This window comes from Actinoplanes sp. NPDC051411, from assembly GCF_040682075.1.
Classification (GTDB): domain Bacteria; phylum Actinomycetota; class Actinomycetes; order Mycobacteriales; family Micromonosporaceae; genus Actinoplanes.
In genome coordinates this window covers 1-17,773 of sequence record NZ_JBFBAD010000181.1, presented here as the reverse complement: position 1 = coordinate 17,773, position 17,773 = coordinate 1, and the positions used below count along the sequence as shown (strand labels likewise).

15 protein-coding genes and 1 riboswitch are annotated in these 17,773 nt (G+C 71.2%); of the genes, 8 read left to right on the top strand and 7 right to left on the bottom strand.

Translation table 11 applies throughout. The features are described from left to right. Positions 1–243: 243 nt before the first annotated feature. The 6 genes from AB0M88_RS48800 (at position 244) to AB0M88_RS48775 (ending at position 5,542) form a co-directional block, all read left to right on the top strand. Positions 244–690 (top strand): Hsp20/alpha crystallin family protein, encoded by a 447-nt coding sequence (locus AB0M88_RS48800; RefSeq protein ID WP_364114370.1) that lies wholly within the window; start codon positions 244–246, stop codon positions 688–690. Positions 691–748: 58 nt separating this feature from the next. Next, positions 749–1,036, top strand: coding sequence for a hypothetical protein (locus tag AB0M88_RS48795; protein WP_364114368.1), 288 nt, complete (start codon positions 749–751; stop codon positions 1,034–1,036). Between the two features lie 783 nt (positions 1,037–1,819). Continuing rightward, positions 1,820–2,746: an ATP-binding cassette domain-containing protein gene (locus AB0M88_RS48790; protein ID WP_364114366.1), complete on the top strand. Its 927-nt coding sequence runs from the start codon at positions 1,820–1,822 to the stop codon at positions 2,744–2,746. After that, positions 2,743–3,588 carry an ABC transporter permease gene (locus AB0M88_RS48785; protein ID WP_364114364.1) on the top strand — a complete coding sequence of 282 codons (846 nt, stop codon included), beginning with the start codon at positions 2,743–2,745 and terminating at the stop codon, positions 3,586–3,588. The genes AB0M88_RS48790 and AB0M88_RS48785 overlap by 4 nt, the downstream gene beginning before the upstream one ends. A gap of 29 nt (positions 3,589–3,617) precedes the next feature. After that, entirely contained in the window at positions 3,618–4,880 is a 1,263-nt protein-coding gene (locus tag AB0M88_RS48780) for a sensor histidine kinase (protein ID WP_364114362.1), read from the top strand. Further along, positions 4,877–5,542 carry a response regulator transcription factor gene (locus tag AB0M88_RS48775; protein WP_364114360.1) on the top strand — a complete coding sequence of 222 codons (666 nt, stop codon included), beginning with the start codon at positions 4,877–4,879 and terminating at the stop codon, positions 5,540–5,542. Before AB0M88_RS48780 ends, AB0M88_RS48775 begins: the two co-directional genes overlap by 4 nt. A gap of 71 nt (positions 5,543–5,613) precedes the next feature. On the opposite strand, the gene AB0M88_RS48770 is transcribed toward AB0M88_RS48775, so the two are convergent. The 4 genes from AB0M88_RS48770 to AB0M88_RS48755 are packed head-to-tail and all read right to left on the bottom strand — an operon-like array spanning position 5,614 to position 9,606. Next, a complete protein-coding gene (locus AB0M88_RS48770; RefSeq protein WP_364114358.1) occupies positions 5,614–6,762 on the bottom strand; it encodes a YibE/F family protein in 1,149 nt (382 codons plus the stop codon). A 17-nt stretch (positions 6,763–6,779) separates the two neighbouring features. Continuing rightward, positions 6,780–7,496, bottom strand: coding sequence for a TIGR03943 family protein (locus tag AB0M88_RS48765; RefSeq protein ID WP_364114356.1), 717 nt, complete (start codon positions 7,494–7,496; stop codon positions 6,780–6,782). Next, the gene (locus AB0M88_RS48760) at positions 7,493–8,485 is read right to left on the bottom strand and encodes a permease (RefSeq protein ID WP_364114374.1); all 993 of its coding nucleotides are present in this window, start codon (positions 8,483–8,485) and stop codon (positions 7,493–7,495) included. Before AB0M88_RS48760 ends, AB0M88_RS48765 begins: the two co-directional genes overlap by 4 nt. A gap of 47 nt (positions 8,486–8,532) precedes the next feature. Then, positions 8,533–9,606 (bottom strand): hypothetical protein, encoded by a 1,074-nt coding sequence (locus AB0M88_RS48755; protein ID WP_364114354.1) that lies wholly within the window; start codon positions 9,604–9,606, stop codon positions 8,533–8,535. Positions 9,607–9,773: 167 nt separating this feature from the next. Here AB0M88_RS48755 and AB0M88_RS48750 point away from each other — a divergent pair, with 167 nt between their 5' ends. Beyond that, a complete protein-coding gene (locus tag AB0M88_RS48750; RefSeq protein WP_364114352.1) occupies positions 9,774–11,261 on the top strand; it encodes an alkaline phosphatase PhoX in 1,488 nt (495 codons plus the stop codon). Between the two features lie 95 nt (positions 11,262–11,356). Then, entirely contained in the window at positions 11,357–12,706 is a 1,350-nt protein-coding gene (locus tag AB0M88_RS48745) for a M20/M25/M40 family metallo-hydrolase (RefSeq protein WP_364114350.1), read from the top strand. Between the two features lie 178 nt (positions 12,707–12,884). On the opposite strand, the gene AB0M88_RS48740 is transcribed toward AB0M88_RS48745, so the two are convergent. The 3 genes from AB0M88_RS48740 to AB0M88_RS48730 all read right to left on the bottom strand — a co-directional run bounded on the left by AB0M88_RS48740 (position 12,885) and on the right by AB0M88_RS48730 (position 17,356). Next, positions 12,885–13,892 (bottom strand): cytochrome c oxidase assembly protein, encoded by a 1,008-nt coding sequence (locus AB0M88_RS48740; RefSeq protein WP_364114348.1) that lies wholly within the window; start codon positions 13,890–13,892, stop codon positions 12,885–12,887. Between the two features lie 13 nt (positions 13,893–13,905). After that, the gene (locus AB0M88_RS48735; RefSeq protein ID WP_364114372.1) at positions 13,906–16,110 is read right to left on the bottom strand and encodes a heavy metal translocating P-type ATPase; all 2,205 of its coding nucleotides are present in this window, start codon (positions 16,108–16,110) and stop codon (positions 13,906–13,908) included. Positions 16,111–16,258: 148 nt separating this feature from the next. Beyond that, a complete protein-coding gene (locus AB0M88_RS48730; protein ID WP_364114346.1) occupies positions 16,259–17,356 on the bottom strand; it encodes a HoxN/HupN/NixA family nickel/cobalt transporter in 1,098 nt (365 codons plus the stop codon). A 44-nt stretch (positions 17,357–17,400) separates the two neighbouring features. Continuing rightward, a riboswitch (adenosylcobalamin (AdoCbl) riboswitch) is annotated at positions 17,401–17,485 on the bottom strand. Positions 17,486–17,773: the final 288 nt, after the last annotated feature.

Here is a 17,773-nt window from a genome sequence, read left to right as displayed (position 1 = left end):
CGGCGGTGATCGCGGTGGCGGCGGTGGTGGTGATCGCGGTGACGGCGGCCGGGGTGTCGGCGGGTCGGGTGTCGTTGGTCAGTCGGTGGAACGCGGCGGTGACCGGGTCCGGGATCGCCACTGCAACCTCCCCACAAAGTTGTCATCTGTGTGATGACGTTTGGCTTGTCATCGGGGTGATGACGTGTTAGAAAGACGGTATCGCGCATTGACCCCGAAGTCGAGACGCAGGAGGTGGGACCCATGTTGATGCGCAGCGAACCCTTCACCGAGGTCAACCGGCTCGCCCAGCAGCTGTTCGGAACCCCGCAGACCGGCACCTGGTCGCGGCCGGCCGCGATGCCGGCGGACGCGTACCGCAACGGCGACGAGTTCGTGATCGCGTTCGATCTGCCCGGGGTGGACAAGGACGCGATCGACATCGACGTGGAACGCAACGTGCTCACCGTCCGGGCCGAACGCCGCCCGCTGGCTCTGGGCGACGACGCGGTGGCGCAGCTGACCGAACGGCCTCTCGGTGTCTTCTCCCGACAGCTGTTCCTGGGCGACGCGCTGGACACCGAACACATCGACGCCGGCTACGCCAACGGCGTACTCGTGCTCCGGATCCCGATCGCCGAGAAGGCCAAGCCCCGCAAGGTCACCATCGCCGGCCGCGAGGACACCGACCAGAAAGTAATCACCGGCTGATCGCGGCGGTTCGCCGGGCAGCCGAATCGGTAACGGGCGCGGCGGGAGGTGAGGAGCAATGATCGATGCGACGGTGCAGAACCGTACCGGGCTGTCCCCCGAGTGGGACCGCTGGTTCGATGAGCAGTTCGCCGACCTGATCGCGACGGACGAGGAGCTGCTCCGGGCCGAGTTCGACGACCTGATGTCGTCGTCCTGGCCTCAGCCGCCATCGTCTCCCTCACCACCCGCCGCGCCCAGCGCGAACTCCCCCACGAGCACCCCACCGAAGGACGCGGCCGATTCGTCGTCGCCCCGCCCCGGCCCGTCCGACCAGCCCCCAACCCGGCCACCGCCGGACTCCTGACCGTTTCCTTCGGCCATCGGCCCGCCGCCGAACGATGGCGGCGGGCCGACCGTCGCGCAGGCCTGTGTGCCAGGTGCTGGCGTCTTCGGTGCCGGTGGGCCACCACAGCACCTCGTTGCCGATCGAGTACCGCGACGTCCGTGACGGCTGCTTGAGCGTTGCCGTCAGCGATACGTCGCCTCCGGGCCGGAACAGTAAAAACCGAACCGTCGGCAAGATGGCCTAAAATTTCATCGCGCCGTGCTTGCGCCCACGCCATCGTCGCGGATGATCGCCCCGGTGCCGCGACGGGGCGCATGCCCTGCTCTCCCAGCATCAGCACAGCGCTGGCACCCAGGCCACGGCATTTCAGCTCCGTAACCAGCCGCCAACCGGTCCTCGCACCGCGAGCAAATACCCGGCGGAGTCACTGCTCCCCGGCCGCTTCGTATGCGATATCCGCAAGACCGGCGGCGTTTCACAGGGTGCGCAGGTTCAGGGAGTGGCGCAGAAAGGCGTTCCGGTTTCCGGGCGGGCACCACACGACTCCGGCCCGGCACGACACGTCCGCGGCTTCCGCTGGAGTTTGCCGGTGAGCCATGCGTTCGGAGTGGCCTGGCCGAAGATCTCGAACCGGTCGAGAACAGCCACGTCGGCGACCAAGACGGTCGCACACCTGTGTTCCCTCAGCGGGGCGCCGTGGTACCGCGGTACCACGCCCCGGGCCGAAGATCCGACCGCGGTACGACGGAACGCCGCCTCGCCGCCCCTAGCGTTTGAAGCACCAGACGCCAAGGGGGAACGATGATCGAGGCAAGACAGCTGACCAAGCGGTACGGCGACAAGACCGCCGTCGACGGTGTGGACTTCACGGTCCGGCCGGGCGCGGTGACCGGGTTCCTGGGGCCGAACGGCGCCGGCAAGTCCACCACGATGCGGATGATCATCGGCTTGGACGCGCCGACGTCCGGCACCGTCACCGTGAACGGCCGCCGGTACGCCGGGCACTCCGCCCCGCTGCACGAGGTCGGCGCGCTGCTGGAGGCCCGGTCGATCCACCCCGGGCGCTCGGCCTTCGACCACCTGATGACTCTTGCCTACACGCACGGCATCTCCCGTGCCCGGGTGTCCGAGGTGATCGGGCTGACCGGGCTGCAGTCGGTGGCCCGCAAGCGGGCCGGCGCCTTCTCGCTCGGCATGGGCCAGCGCCTGGGTATCGCCGCGGCGCTGCTCGGCGACCCGCAGACGGTCATGCTGGACGAGCCGGTCAACGGGCTCGACCCGGAGGGCGTGCTCTGGATCCGCAACCTGCTCACGGGCCTGGCCGCCGAGGGCCGGACGGTCTTCGTCTCGTCGCACCTGATGAGCGAGATGGCGCTGGTCGCCGACCACCTGATCGTCGTCGGCCGGGGCCGGGTGCTGGCCGACACCACCGTGTCGGAGCTGGTCCGGCAGGCCGGCGGCGACACCGTGGTGGTGGCCGCCGCCGACCCGGCCGAGCTGCGCCGGGTGCTGGCCGGGCCGGGCGTCGAGATCAGCGGGCAGCCCGGATCGGAGCAGCTGACCGTGGCCGGCCTCACCCCCCGCGCGATCGGGCTCAAGGCGGCCGAGCACGGCCTGGCCCTGTTCGAGCTCACCGCCAAGTCCGTCTCCCTCGAGGATGCCTTCATGGATCTCACCAAGGAATCCGTCGAGTACCACGCCGCGACCACCCCTGCGAGGGCAGCATGAGCATCGTCGCCGAAACCCGGCCTGCCGACATCGCGCCGGCCCGGCCCACCACCCCATTGAAGGTCACCGGGCGGCGGGTGCTGCGCTCGGAGTGGGCCAAGCTCTGGTCGCTGCGCTCGACCTGGATCACGCTCGGTCTCGGGCTGCTGTTCCTGCTCGCCTTCGGCACCATCGCCGCGTTCCGCTACAAGTCGATGCTCAACTCCGGGCAGCCGATCGACCCGGACTTCGCCGACGCCACGTCGTACAGCCTCGGACTGTTCGGGGTGCCGTTCTCGCTGATCGCGTTGGGCGTGCTGGGGGTGCTGACCGCCTCCGGCGAGTACACCACCGGCATGATCCGGTCGACCCTCGCGGCGGTTCCGCGCCGGCTGCCGGTGCTCTGGTCCAAGGCTGCCGTGTACGGGGTGCTGGCCTTCGTCACCGGGGCCGTCGGCGCCCTGGCCGGCTTCCTGATCAGCAACGGGGTGCTGTCCGGCGCCGCGAACGCGATGAGCCTCTCGGATGGCGGCGTGCTGCGCGGACTGCTCGGCGTGGGGGTCTACCTGGGCCTGGTCGGCGTCATCGGCGTCGCGCTGGGCACCCTGCTGCGCTCGACCGCCGGCGGCATCTCCGCGCTGGTCGGCACGTTCCTGCTGGTGCCTGGCCTGATGTCGCTGCTGCCGAAGTCCTGGCGGACCGACCTCACCCCGTACCTGCCCAGCAACGCCGGCGAATCGATCTACAGCCTGCACCACGTCACCGGCACACTCTCGGCCGGCGCCGGGCTACTGGTGCTGCTCGGCTGGACGGCGCTCGCGCTCGGCGGCGCCGCGTACCGGCTGATGCGCTCGGACGCCTGATCCACCCGGCCGTGCCGGAGGATGGACTCGTGAGCGACGACAACGCGGCCGGCGTACTGGTCGGGCACCCGGTGATGGACCGGTTGTTCCGGGCCGGGCGCCGGCTGCGGCAGTGGGACGCCGGGCACCGGTGGGCCCTGAACACCGCGGTCGTCCTGGTGATCTTCCTGCTGTTCTGCATGCCCGACCTGGATCGCGACCACGGCCCTCCGGACGGGCCGATCACCCTCACCCAGCTGCCGACCGTGCAGATGCTGCTGCTGCAACTGGCGCTGATCGTGCCGCTCTGGTGGCGGCGCCGAGCCCCGCTGGCGGCGTTCTACGCCGTCCTCGCCGTCTTCGTGGCGGAATGGTCGGCTGGCGTCATGCTGCGCGCGGACGTCGCCGTGCTGGTCGCCGTCTACAGCCTGGTGCTGCACGGCCCGCTGAACCGCCTGGTCTGGGCGGTGCCGGGGCTGGCCGCGGCGACAGTGCTGATCATGGTGCGGCTGTCCGCGTACGTGTCGGTGTGGGATGTGCTGTTCGTGGTCGGCGCCTTCGGCACCGCCGCCGTCGCCCTCGGCTTCGCGGTCCGGATCCGCCGCGCCCAAGTGGCCGTCCTGCGCGAGAGGGCCGTCCAGCTCGAGATCGAACACGACCAGCGCAGCCGGCTCGCGACGGCGACCGAGCGCGCCCGGGTCGCCCGCGAGATGCACGACATCCTCGGTCACAGCCTGTCGGTGATCGTCACGCTGGCCGACGGCGGCGCGTACGCGTCGGACGCCTCGCCGGAGCGCGGCAAGGAGGCGCTCCGGCTGATCGGGGACACCGGCCGCGACTCCCTGGCCGAGCTGCGCCGCATGCTCGGCGTCCTGCGCGAGCAGACTGACGAGCCCAGCCTCGCCCCGCAGCCGGGCACCGCCGACCTGGACGCGCTGTGCCGGCAGATCCGCTCCGCCGGGCCGCAGGTCGACTACCGGAGCACCGGGGCCGTCGACACCCTCGACGTGGACGTGCAGCTGGCCGCCTACCGCATCGCGCAGGAGGCGCTGACCAACGCGCTCAAGCACGCCGGCCCGCACACCCGGATCCAGCTGGCGCTGCGGGTCGACGGCGATCGGCTACGGATCACCGTCCGGGACACCGGCCCGCCGGCCGGGGAGCGGCTCGTTCCCTCCACCGGGGAGGGACACGGCGTGGTCGGCATGCGCGAGCGCGCCGGCCTCTACGGTGGAACGGTCACCGCCGGACCGCAGCCCGGCGGTGGCTGGTCAGTCTCCGCCGAGCTCGATCTGGAAAACAAACCCGCATGATCACCGTGCTCATCGTCGACGACCAGCCGCTGCAACGCCTCGGCTTCCGGATGCTGCTGGAGAGCAGGCCCGACACCGAGGTGATCGGTGAGGCGCAGAACGGCGCCGAGGCGGTACGCCAGGTCACCGAGCTGCGTCCGGACGTGGTGCTGATGGACGTACGGATGCCCGGCCTGGACGGCATAGAGGCGACCCGGCGGATCGTGGCCGAGGGCGGCCGGTCGCGCATCCTGATGCTCACCACCTTCGACCTCGACGAGTACGTGCACGCCGCGCTCCGGGCCGGCGCCAGCGGCTTCCTGCTCAAGGACGCCCACCCGGAGGAGCTGCTGGCCGGCATCCGGGCCGTGGCCGCGGGCGACGCGGTGATCGCGCCCGCCCTCACCCGGCGGCTGCTCGACGAGTTCGCGCATCACCTCGGCGGCGGCGCGCCGGCCACCGACCCGCGGCTGGACACGCTGACCGAGCGGGAGCGCGAGATCCTGATCGCTATCGGACGCGGCTGGACCAACGGTGAGATCGCGGAGCGGCTCGTGCTCTCCGAGTCCACGGTCAAGACGCACGTCGGCCGGGTGCTCGCCAAGATCGGCGCGCGCGATCGGATCCAGGCCGTGATCCTCGCCTATGATCTGGGCTTGACCCGCCCGCAACAGCCAGGCTGAGCTCGAGCGACTCGACCAGACGGCGCCTGATCACCCTCGGCAGACTGCGGTAAGAACCCGGGTAGCGGCGGTTACGTCTGGCACTGACGAGCGTGCCGGCCGGAGGTTGCCGGCACGCTCGGCCCCACCTCGACCACGAGGGTGGCCAGAGCGGTGGTGATCGGCACCGAGGCCACCAGCCCAATCGTCCCGACCGCGCTGCGGATGATCTCCTCGCCGATGAACTCGCTGGTCAGCAGGTCGCCGACCGGGCCGTTGTTGGCGGCGATGAGCAGGAGCAGGGGCAGCGACGTCCCGGCGTAGGCCAGGATGATGGTGTTGACCGCCGCCGCCACGTGGGCCTGCCCGACCCGGGTGGCCGCCCGGTAGAGGTCCCAGCGCGACGTGTGCCCGAGGGCCATCTCGGCCACCGTGACGGCCTGGCCGACGGTGATGTCGATGAGCACGCCCAGCGCACCGATGACGATGCCGGCCAGCAGCAGGCCATGCAGGTCGATGCCGTGAAAGGTGGTCAGGAGGCTGGACGTGTTGTCGTCGGCGACGCCGCTCAGGTTCATCGCGGTGGTGAAGCCGAAGCCGAGCAGACCGGTCAGCACGAGGCTGGCCAGGGTGCCCGCCACGGCGACCGAGGTGACCACCGAGACGCCCTGGGTGAGGTACATCGCCGCGAACATGATGGCCGACGCGCCGACCACGGCGACCAGCAGCGGTGACTCGCCGTGCGCGATGGCGGGCAACACGAACAACAGCAGGATCGCGAAGCTGACGGCCAGCCCGGCCAGCGAGGTCAGGCCCCGCCACCGGCCGAAGGCCACGATCGCGGCCAGGGTCAACGCGGCCAACCAGAGCAGCGGCGCCGATCTCTGGGCATCGGTGACCGAGTACGACGGACCGCCGGGCACCGCGTCCGGCTGGTAGAGCAGGACGACCTTGGCGCCGGGCCGCAGCTCGATCGCACCCGGGCCCTGCTGCGCGTCCACCGTCTGAGTGGTGCCAGCACCGGGGCCGTCGGTGATCCGTACCGTCGCCGACTGCGCCGAGACGGTCTCGACCGTGCCCAGAGCCCGCTGGCCGCCGCTGGTGTCGGGCGCCGGCGTGATCCGGGCCGGCCACAGGATGATCAGCGCGACGAGCGTCGCGAGGGCGCACGGGACGAGCACGGCCGTAACGACGCGGCGGGTGTGCCGGGAGGCGGCGGGCGGCGCGCCGTGATGGGTCACCGGACGAACCTAGCGCCTCAGTCGTACGGATCCTGCGGGGTGGGAATCTCCTGCCAGGCGGTGACCGCCAGGTACGGAACCTTGGCCTTGTTGATCGGGTCGGAGCCGGTCTGGCTGGAGTAGGTGCCCTCGACCTGGATCCAGGTGCCCGCGCCCAGGCCGGTCGGCGCCTTACCGGTCAGGCCCACCTTGACCGGCCGCCCGTCGGCGGCGCAGCAGGTCAGCACGATCCGGGCCAGCACCGGCTGCCCGCCCGGTCCCGGGGTCACGAAGCCGAACATCTGTACGGTCCGACCGGTCAGGCTGCGGCCGCTGTCGTAGATGGATCGCGCCGCGTAGTCGAGCAGCGTGACCGGGACCGGGTTTCCGGCCGGCAGGGGCGGATAGTCCGATTCCGAGGACACCACGATGGTCCCGGACTTGCCGGCGGCGAACGCGCTCAGCGCCGGCGGGGAGAACGTCAGCAGCACCAGCGCGGGCAGCAGTAACAGCCAGCCGACACCGGGCTCGTGCGAGTGGCCGTGGTCGTGGCCGTGGCCGTCGTCATGATGGTGACGGCCCCGGAACTCGTACCACAGCGTCAGCACCGCCATGATCACCAGGAAGGCACCGGCGAGCAGCAGGAGCGGCCGCAGGCCGTGCTTGACGTAGCGCTGGTAGGAGCCGGTGATGGCGATGCGCAGGATCGCCCCGCCGAGCAGCAGCATGAGAACGGACTGGATGCGCTTGTTCACAGCAGCACCACCCCGACCGCTGAGCCGATCAGAATCGCCATGAGCAGCGTGGCCGGCGCGAACCGCCACGCGAACCGGCGGCCGAAGACGCCCGACTGCATGGCGATCAGCTTGAGGTCGACCATCGGGCCGACGACCAGGAACACCAGCCGGGCGGTCAGCGAGAACGTCGACAGCGACGCCGCAACGAACGCGTCGGCCTCGCTGCAGATCGACAGCAGTACGGCGAGCAGCGCCAGCGCGATCACGGCCAGCACCGCCTTGTCGGCCAGCGACTGCAGCAGGGACTGCGGCACGGTGACGTTGATGGTGGCCGCGGCGGCCGCGCCGAGGACCAGGAAGCCGCCGGCGTGCATGATGTCGTGCCGGCAGGCGGCCACGAACGCCTGGAAGCGCGGCATGCCGTCGTACTCGGTCCGGTACGGCAGCTTGATCCACTCTTCCTTGCCCAGGCGCAGCCAGAGCCAGCCCATGAGCACGGCGACGATCAGGCTGGCGCCGGCCCGGCCGACCACCATCGCCGGGTTCTTCGGGAAGGCGATCGCCGTGGCGGTGAGCACGACCGGGTTGATGGCCGGTGCGGCGAGCAGGAACGCGATCGCCGCGGCCGGGCTCACGCCACGCCGGACCAGGGCGCCGGCGATCGGTACGCTCCCGCACTCGCATCCGGGCAACACGACCCCCGCCAGCCCGGCCACCGGCACCGCAAGCACCGGATGCCGGGGCAGCGCCTTGGCCCAGAACGCCCGCGGCACATAGACCGCGATCGCGGCCGACAGCAGCACCCCGAGCACCAGGAACGGCGTGGCCTGGACCAGCACCGACACGAACACGGTCATCCAGGTCGACAGCCGCGGGTTGGAGACCAGTGAGGCGAGCGGGCCCCGCACGACGATCAGCAGCACCAGGCCGGCGGCCAGGATCTCGACTGCCCGGCTACGCCGTCGCGGTCCCGGCGCATCGCCCGGGGCCGCTGGCGGAGCCTCCACCCGGGGCGGGCTCAGCAGGTCGGTGGTCACGGTGGCTCTCCTGACTTTCAGACGGTACGCAGGTCGACGGCGTGGCGGACGAAATCGGCGTCGGTGCCGGTCGACCACCAGAGCACCCCGGCCCGGTACGCGATGCCGAACGCATCCGGGCTGAGCACGACCTGGCGGCGGGTCGCGAGCTCGTACGCGATCAACTGCACGTGGTTGGTGAGCTGGGTGTTGTCGTCGATCTGGGCCAAGATCTCGAAGCGGTCGAGGACCACCGGGTCGCTGATGGCGCCGGCGATGTCGTCCCCGCCGATCTTCTGGCGGTGGCTGCCGTCGGGCCGCATCAGCTCGACGGTCGTGCCGCCGGTCGTGCCGCCGACCACCTCACACCAGGTGGCGCTGCAGCGGGTGGTCGCCCGGTCGTTGCCGCGGACGGCCTGGTCCCGTCCGGTCCGCAGGTCGCGGATCGCGGTGGTGCCGGTGGTCTCGGTCACCCCGTTGACCAGGTACGGCCAGGCGGTCAGTTTCCAGTCGCCGGGCTCGGGGCGTACGGAAACCGGCCCACCGCTCAGCGCGACCGACCGCACCTCGGTGACCCGGGCCGCGCCGGACGCCGTCCAGTAGACCTGGCCACCGGCGATGACCAGGTCAAAGGTCGACTGGTCGGACTGGACGTCGCCCGCGTCGGCGGTGAGCCGGCGCGGCGCGGGCCGGCGCAGGCCGGAGGTCCAGATCGAGGGCGGCCCGCTGCCGACGCGCTCGATCCAGACCAGCGTGTCGCCGGCCGCGGTGATCGCCGAGAACGAGGGGTACCCCTTCTGGGGCAGCTTGCGGATCAGCACGTCCGGGCCGGTGGGCCGGTGTTCGAGGAGCCGCATCGACTTGCGGTCCTTGCTCGGCGCGGTGCCGATCGACGTGTCGGCGGTCAGGAACAGCCCGGGCTCGTACGCCGTACCGTCGGCCAGCGTGGCCGCCAGCGCCGCGTGCTTGACCTGCGGCCAGGCCAGGTCCATCGCCGCCGGCGCCGGGACGGGTTGCTTGCCGGCCGCCGGGAGCACCAGCAGCGCGACGGCGGCCACCAGCGCGGTACCGATGCCGGCCGGCCCGCGGAGCCGGCCTTTCCAAGAGCTCACCTACCTACATACGCACGGCGGGCCGATTCGGCTCAGTTCTGCGAATCGGGGCCGAACATCGCCCGTTCACCATCTTCCCGACACCCGGCGTTTCCCGAAGGTCCAGAGTTTACTTCGAGGCTCATCAAGTCAGTAATGGAGCCATGACCGATCCGCAGGAGTCCCATATGGTCGTCTCTCGTCGTCAGATCCTCACCGGCGGTGCCGCCGCCGGTGTCGGACTGTCCGTCGCCGGCGTGCTGCCCAGCCTGGCCGAGCCCGCGGCCGCCTCGCCCCGCCCGTCGTCCGGCGGGCGCCCGTTCCCGCCGCTGGAGGATGACCCCCACGGCATCCTCGCGCTCCCGGCCGGCTTCTCCTACCAGATCGTGAGCCGGGAGGGCCAGAGCGACCTGTCCTTCGGCCAGGGCAAGACGCCCGCCTACCACGACGGCACCGGCGTGGTCGACGCCGGCCACAACCGGCTGACGCTCATCCAGAACCACGAGATGACGCCGCACATGTCGGAGTTCGGCGTCCAGCACGTCGCCGGCACGGTCTACGACCCGGGCGCGGCGGCGGCCGGCGGCTGCACGGTGCTGACCACCGACGGCAACGGCAGGCGCGGCGCCGAGTGGGTCGGCATCTCCGGCACCGTACGCAACTGTGCCGGTGGCGTCACCCCGTGGGGCACGTGGCTGACCTGCGAGGAGACGTTCATCAACGCCGGCACCACGTGGTCGGCGGCCGGGCTGACCGGCACCTACGAGAAGAACCACGGCTACGTCTTCGAGGTGTTCGACACCGACTCGAAGCACCAGCTGCCCAAGCCGATCAAGGCACTGGGCCGGTTCGAGCACGAGGCCCTGGCGGTCGAGCCGAACCTCAGGCACATCTACCTCTCCGAGGACGCCAGCGGCCCCAACGGGCTGTTCTACCGCTGGACCGCGCCGCACGGCGCCCGGATCGGCCGCGGCCTGGCCACCATCCTCGGCGACACCGCGGGCACGCTCGAGGCGATGCAGATCCGCCTGGACGACGGCAGCATCCTGCCCGACGTCTCCTACCTGACCTCGGCCCAGCTCGGCCGCCCGTTCAAGGTGACCTGGATCGAGGTCCCCGACCGCGACGCCACGACCCGGACGATCCGCACCCAGTTCACCGACGGCACGGTCACCCGCGGCAAGAAGTTCGAGGGCGTCTGGAGCAACGGCCGGGGCGCGTACATCGTCAACAGCTTCGCCTTCGCCGCCGGCGACCTACCGGCCGACGCGACCAGGCACGACGGCATGGTCTGGTTCTACGACTACGCCGACCAGACGATCACGCTGGTCACCTACTTCCCGCACAACCCGGCCGCCGAGACCGAGGGCGCCTACCCGAAGTACGCCGACCTGACCTTCGACGGCCCCGACAACGTCACCGTCACCCCGTGGGGCACGCTGGTGCTGGCCGAGGACGGCGTCCGCGCCTCGCACGTGCTCAGCTCGGTGCCCGGCGGCCCGACCTACGCGATCGCCCGCAACATGATCAGCAACGGCACGTCGAACGGCGTCCCGACCTACTCCGAGTTCACCGGCCCGACCTTCTCCCCCGACGGCCGCGTTCTGTTCGTCAACATCCAGGTCCCCGGCATCACCCTGGCCATCACCGGCCCGTGGGAGAAATACCTGCGCTGACCGCGAGCAAGAGAGGCCGGCCTTGCGGTGCGGGCCCGCCCGGAGTCATCCGGACGGGCCCGCCTGTCACAAGGACGGCCCGGTAAAGTCGTCACGTGCTGGATGCCGCGAGTGCCGCCTCCACCGACGCGGCGCTCGACGCCTTGCGCGCGCTGGTGCGGATTCCCACCGTCAGCCGCCGCCGCGCCGAGGACATCGAGGACGGCGTGTTCGAACGCTTCCACGCCGAGCTGCGGGCACACTTTCCCTTGCTGCACGACCACCTCGACCTGACCCGGGTCGGCTCGGACGGTCTGCTCTTCCACTGGGCCGGCTTCTCCGGCGAGGCCGGAAAACCGGTCGTACTCATGGCTCATCACGACGTCGTGCCGGTCGAGCCGGGCGACCCGTGGCAGCATGATCCCTTCGGCGCCGAGGTCGTCGACGGCTACGTCTGGGGCCGCGGCACCCTCGACGACAAAGGCCCGCTCGTCGCGGCGTGCGCCGCGGTCGAAAGCCTGCTCGCCGACGGCTTCACCCCGGCGCGGGACGTCTGGCTGTTCTCCGGCTGCGACGAGGAAGTCACCGGCGGCTCGGCCTCGGCAGCTGTCGAGGAACTGCGCCGGCGGGGCGTCGAGCCGTGGTTCGTGCTCGACGAGGGCGGCGCGGTCGCGTCCGGCGTCCTCCCGGGCGTCGAGGTGCCGCTGGCGGTCGTCGGCGTCGCCGAGAAGGGCGTGACGAACATCGAGCTGCGCGTCGAGGGCCGCGGCGGGCACGCCTCGGTGCCCGCCCGGCTGGGCCCGACCGCACGCCTGGCCCGGGCGGTCACCAGGATCGACGCGATCAAACACCCCGCGTACGTGCCGGACGCGACGGTCGAGTTCTTCCGCCGGCTCACCCCGTACGCCCCGGCGGTCCTGCGCCCGCTCGCGAAGCAGGCCGGCCGGCTGCGGCCGCTGCTCGCCGCCGTCCTCGGCCGGCTCGGGCCGGAGTCGTCGTCGATGACCCGCACGACCGCGGTGGCCACGACGCTGTCGGGCTCGCCCGCCCTCAACGTCGTCGCGACGACCGCGGTCGCCGGGGTCAACATCCGGGTCATGGCCGGCGACCGGGTGGACGATGTTTTGACGCGCATGCGTCGGGCTATCGGCGACGACCACGTGACCATCGAGGTCGTCGACCGCAACGAGCCGTGCCCGCTCTCGCCGATCGACGACGACGCCTTCCGATTGCTGGAGACGACCGTCGGCGACGTGTTCCCCGAAGCCGTCACCGTTCCGTACATCATGATGGCCGCGACCGACTCCCGGTACTTCACCGCGATCTGCCCGCGCGTCTACCGTTACGCGCCGCTACGGATGTCGAGGGATCAACGTGCCGCGATCCACTCCTACGATGAACGCCTGGGCGTGAAGGACTTCCACGACGGCGTGACGTGGTACCGCCGTCTGCTCCAGAATCTTTGAGGAGCCGGGGCCGCGCCAAGACTGACGACCGGCTCGACCCGGCTATGTCGCTGGAAGCAGGCGACGGACTCAAACCATGGCGGGCGAAGGTGCCCGGGACGCAGACAGCGCGCCAGGTGACAGCCCGAAGTCACGGCGAAGGCCGCGCTCAGGATCCAGCGCGGCGAGGCGAGACCGATCACCGGGCGGTCCTCTGGCGGTCCTGTTCGGCCATCGCGGCCAGCCAGGCGTTGTACGCGTCGAGCCGGCGCTCGTCCTCGTCGACGTCCCGCTTGCTGGCCACACCGGCCGGCAGGTAGCCGTCGTAGCGGTCGAGGGTGGCCCGGCGCGCCTTCTCCACGAACGGCATCCGAATGGTGTTGCGGTTGCGGCCCGCCACCCACGGCACCAGCGCGGTCAGGATCAGAGCGATCATGATGCTGTCGCCGCCGACCCACATCATCGCGCCGCCGTAGTGCACGTCGGTGAGCAGGTCCGGTCCCCAGGTGTGGTGCTGGGCGGCGTACGCGGGCCACGGGTTGCTGCCGGCCATCAGCAGGGTGATGCCGGTGAACGTGTCGACCGACATGGACAGCACCAGGACCAGCATCTTGGCCGGGTGGGACAGCCGCCAGCGGATCGGTTCCTCACCGAACCCGGACAGCAGGTAGAGGTAGCCCGAGCCGAGGTAGGCGACCTGTTCGGCGACGGCCGCCCACCGGTGGGTGACCGCGACGTTGTTGAACGAGGTCAGGTGGGTGCCGACGACGACCACGATGTAGAGGGGGAAGGTCAGGAACGGGTGGGTCAGGACGGTGACCGCCCGCGAGCGCAGGATCCGTTTGAACCGGGTGTGCCACGGGTTGCGGGCGGCGTGCAGGGTGAGGATCAGCGGACGCCCGTGGATGATCAGCGCCGGGGCCACCATGATCAGCAGCAGGTGCTGGGCCATGTGGATCCAGAAGAACGTGGTGCCGTACTTCTCGATCGCCGACTGGCAGGCGACCGCGATGACCGCGAGGCCGGCCAGGAACGAGCCGGTGCGGGTCAGCGGCCACCGGGATCCGTGGGCCCGGCGCATCACCCGGGCGACGCCCCACAGGTAGAGGACGGCGGCGACCGCCAGCGGCACGGTCACCAGCGGACGGAAGATCCAGTCGGCCGCGAGCTGGGCCGAGGTGGGCCCGGATGCGGCGATCAGCACCATGACATCGTCTTCCTTACTTCCGCAGGCGCAGGCTGTTGGAGACGACCAGCAGCGATGACAGGGCCATGGCGCCGCTCGAGATCAGCGGGTTGAGCAGGCCCGCGGCGGCGATCGGCAGGGCCAGCACGTTGTAGCCGAAGGCCCAGAACAGGTTGACCCGGATCGTGCCCAGTGTGCGGCGGGCCAGGGTGATGGCGGTGGGCACCACGTCCAGGTCGTCGCGGACCAGGACGATGTCGGCGGCCCCGATCGCGACGTCGGTGCCGGTCAGCACGGCCAGGCCCAGGTCGGCGCGGGCCAGAGCGGGAGCGTCGTTCACGCCGTCGCCGACCATGGCCACGATGTGGCCCGCGGCCTGCAGGCCTTCGATGGTGGCCGCCTTGTCGGCCGGCAACACCTCGGCGATGACCTCATCCACGCGAAGCGTCGCGGCCACCGCCTCGGCGGCGGCCCGGTTGTCACCGGTGAGCAGAACCGTACGCAGCCCCATCTCGCGCAGGGCGGTGACCGCACCGGCAGCCGATGGTTTCACCGTGTCGGTCAGCAGCAACCCGCCGGCGACCTGCCCGTCGACCGCGACCAGCACGATGGTGCCGGCCCGATCGTCCCAGCGCCCCTCGGGCAGTGGCACCTGCCGCTCGGCCAGCAGCCGGGCCGATCCGACCAGCACGAGGCGGCCGTCGACCCGGCCCCGCGCCCCGAGGCCCGGCAGCGCGCGGAACTCGTCGACCGGCGAGAGACCGCCGTTCTCGCGCAGCGCGTACGCGGCGACGGCCCGGCCGATGACATGCTCGGCCGCGTTCTCGACCGCGCCCGCGTCGGCGAGCAGGGTGGCCCGGTCGACGCCGTCGGCGGTCCACAGGTCGGCGACCTTCATCCGGCCGGTCGTGACGGTGCCGGTCTTGTCGAGGACCACGGTGTCGATCGCCCGGGCCGACTCCAGCGCCTGGTGGCCCTTGACGAAGACACCGAGCTGGGCGCCGCGGCCGGAAGCGGCCAGCAGCGCGGTCGGGGTGGCCAGGCCGAGCGCGCACGGGCAGGCGATGATCAGCACGGCCAGGCCGACGCTGATCGCCCGCTGCGGGGCGGCTCCGGCCAGCGCCCACACGAGACCGGTCACCACGGCCAGCGCGATCACGACCGGCACGAAAACCGAGGAGATGCGGTCGGCCAGGCGCTGCACGCGCGCCTTGTCGGTCTGGGCGCGCTCGACGAGGCGTACGAGCTGGGACAGCTGAGTGTCGGCGCCGACGCGGGACGCCCGTACGATCAGGCGCCCGGCGACCGTGACCGTACCGCCGGTGACCGGGTCCCCCGGGCCGACCTCGACCGGCACCGATTCGCCGGTCATCGCCGACAGGTCGACCGCGCTCGAACCCTCCTCGACCTCGCCGTCGGCGGCGATCGTCTCGCCCGGCCGCACCACCAGCCGGTCGCCGGCCCGGACCGTGGTCGCCGGCACCCGTTCCTCGGTGCCGTCGGCCCGCAGCCGGGTCGCCTGTTTGGCACCGACCCGGGCCAGCGCGCGCAACGCGTCGCCCGCGGCCCGGCGGGCCTTGGCCTCGAACATGCGGCCGGCCAGCACGAACACCGTCACCCCGGCGGCGACATCGAGATAGACCGACCCGGCGGGCTGAAACAGCAGGCCCCACGCGTGCGTGCCGGAGTAGGCGTCGCCGTCGTGGAACACGGTGTAGAACGACCAGACCGAGGCCGTGACCACGCCGAGGGAGACCAGGGTGTCCATCGAACTGCCGCCGTGCCGGGCGGCGACGAGGGCCCGGCGGTGAAACGGCCAGGCGCACCAGGTGACCACCGGCAACGTCAACGCCAGCAGCACCCACTGCCAGCCGGGAAACCGCAGCGAGGGCACCAGCACCAGAGTCGTCGACAGGTCGGCCAGCGGGACGCCGAGCAGCAGGGCGACCACCAGCCGCCGCCACAACTCGCGCACCCGGTCGGCGTCACCGGTCGGCGCCGGCGCCTCGGGCTCGACCACCGTGGCGCCGTAGCCCGCCTTCTCGACCTGGGCGATCAGCGCCTCGACCGGCACCGCGGCGTCCAGGCGTACGGTCGCCTTCTCGGTCGCCAGGTTGACCGAGGCCGAGACACCGTCGAGCCGGCCGAGCTGCTTCTGCACCCGGGCGGCACACGCCGCGCAGGTCATACCGGTTATCGCCAGCTCCAGCTCACCGAGCGTGGCCGCCGGTGCGGGCATCGTTGTCACCACGCCGCCAACATACGCACGGCGCCGGCCGCGGTTCCGGTGCCCGACAACTATTTGATCTGCGGAACTTTCCGGGCCTTTCGACCGACAGTAGGGGCACAAGAAGGATCGTGACCGCTGTCCCCGGTGACAACCACCGTCACCGCACCCGCCGGCTGATCTGATCGGCGGTGGCCCACTTGTCCTCGACCCGGGCGAAGCGCCAGTAGCCGGTCGCGACGATCCAGGTCAGGGCGAACAGGCCGACGATGATGAAGCCGACGTTGTTGAGGTCGATGTCGCTGACCCAGCTGGTGAACGGGTCGACCAGGCCGGCGTCGTCGTGCAGCACACCGATCAGTTCGATCGAGCCGACCAGGAACGCCACCGCCACCGACAGCCCGGTGATCGAGATGTTGTAGTAGACCTTGCGGACCGGGTTGAGGAACGCCCAGTCGTAGGCGACGCTCATGAACAGACCGTCCAGGGTGTCGAGCAGGCTCATCCCGGCCGCGAACAACAGCGGCAGGGTCAGCAGGGCGTACCAGGGCAGGCCGGCGGCGGCGCCGCTGCCGGCCAACACCAGCAGCGCGATCTCGGTGGCGGTGTCGAAGCCGATACCGAACAGCAGGCCGATGAAGTACATCTGGCCGGGCCGGGTGATCGTACGCGTGAGCCGGCCCAGGATGCGGGCGATGAGGCCGCGCGACTGCAGGTGTTCCTCGAGTTTCTGCTCGTCGAGCTCACCCGAGCGCATGGTCCGGAAGAGCCGGACGATGCCGATCAGCGCGACCAGGTTCAACCCGGCGATGACGTAGAGGAAGGTGCCGGACACGCCGGTGCTGATCAACCCGAGGGTGGTTCGTGCGGCCGTGCCGTCGGTGGTCAGGTCGGAGACCGCGTGCGCGCCGGCCGCGACCAGCGCCGCCAGACCGGCCACCACGCTCGAATGCCCCATCGCGAACCAGAATCCGACCGACTTCGGCCGTTTGCCGTCGCCGCGCAGCTTGCGGGTGGTGTTGTCGATCGCGGCGATGTGGTCGGCGTCGAACGCGTGCCGCAGCCCGTAGGTGTAGGCGGTGATGCCCAGTCCGACGCCGAAGGCCTGCGTGCCCAGCCGCAGATGAGCGGGGCCGATCACGCCGAGCAGCAACCCGAACGCGACCACGTGCAGCAGGGCGATGAACCCCAGCAGTCCGGCGGACTGCCACCAGTCACGTCTGGTCCAGGTGGTGAGAATGGTGCCGGACGGGCTCATGCGACCTCCTGCGGGATCTCGCGTCCCGCCTACTCGGGTCCGGTGATCGGCGGAGGTCTGACTTCCAGCCCGCGAGGCTGGTCACAGTGGCGCGACCGAGCCGGATTTTCACCGGCTTCTCCGACGATCTTCGACAGTCCGGAGCCTAGCCGTCCGGCGGCTCGGCACCCCGGAGGGCTGACTTCAACGGCGTCGAATTTCAGGTATCAAATGGCACAAGACGGCCGAATACCCGGCAACACCGGCCGCCGACGGTCACGGCTTGCGCGCCACGGCGCCGTAGACCGACACCTGGGCGTGGGGGGGGGGGGGGGGGGCGGGGGCCCCCGCCCCGGGCCCCCCCCCCCGCCGGCGGGCGCGGCCCCCCGGGGGCGGCCCCGACACCCCCCGGGGTAAAACCGCCAGCTAACACCCCGC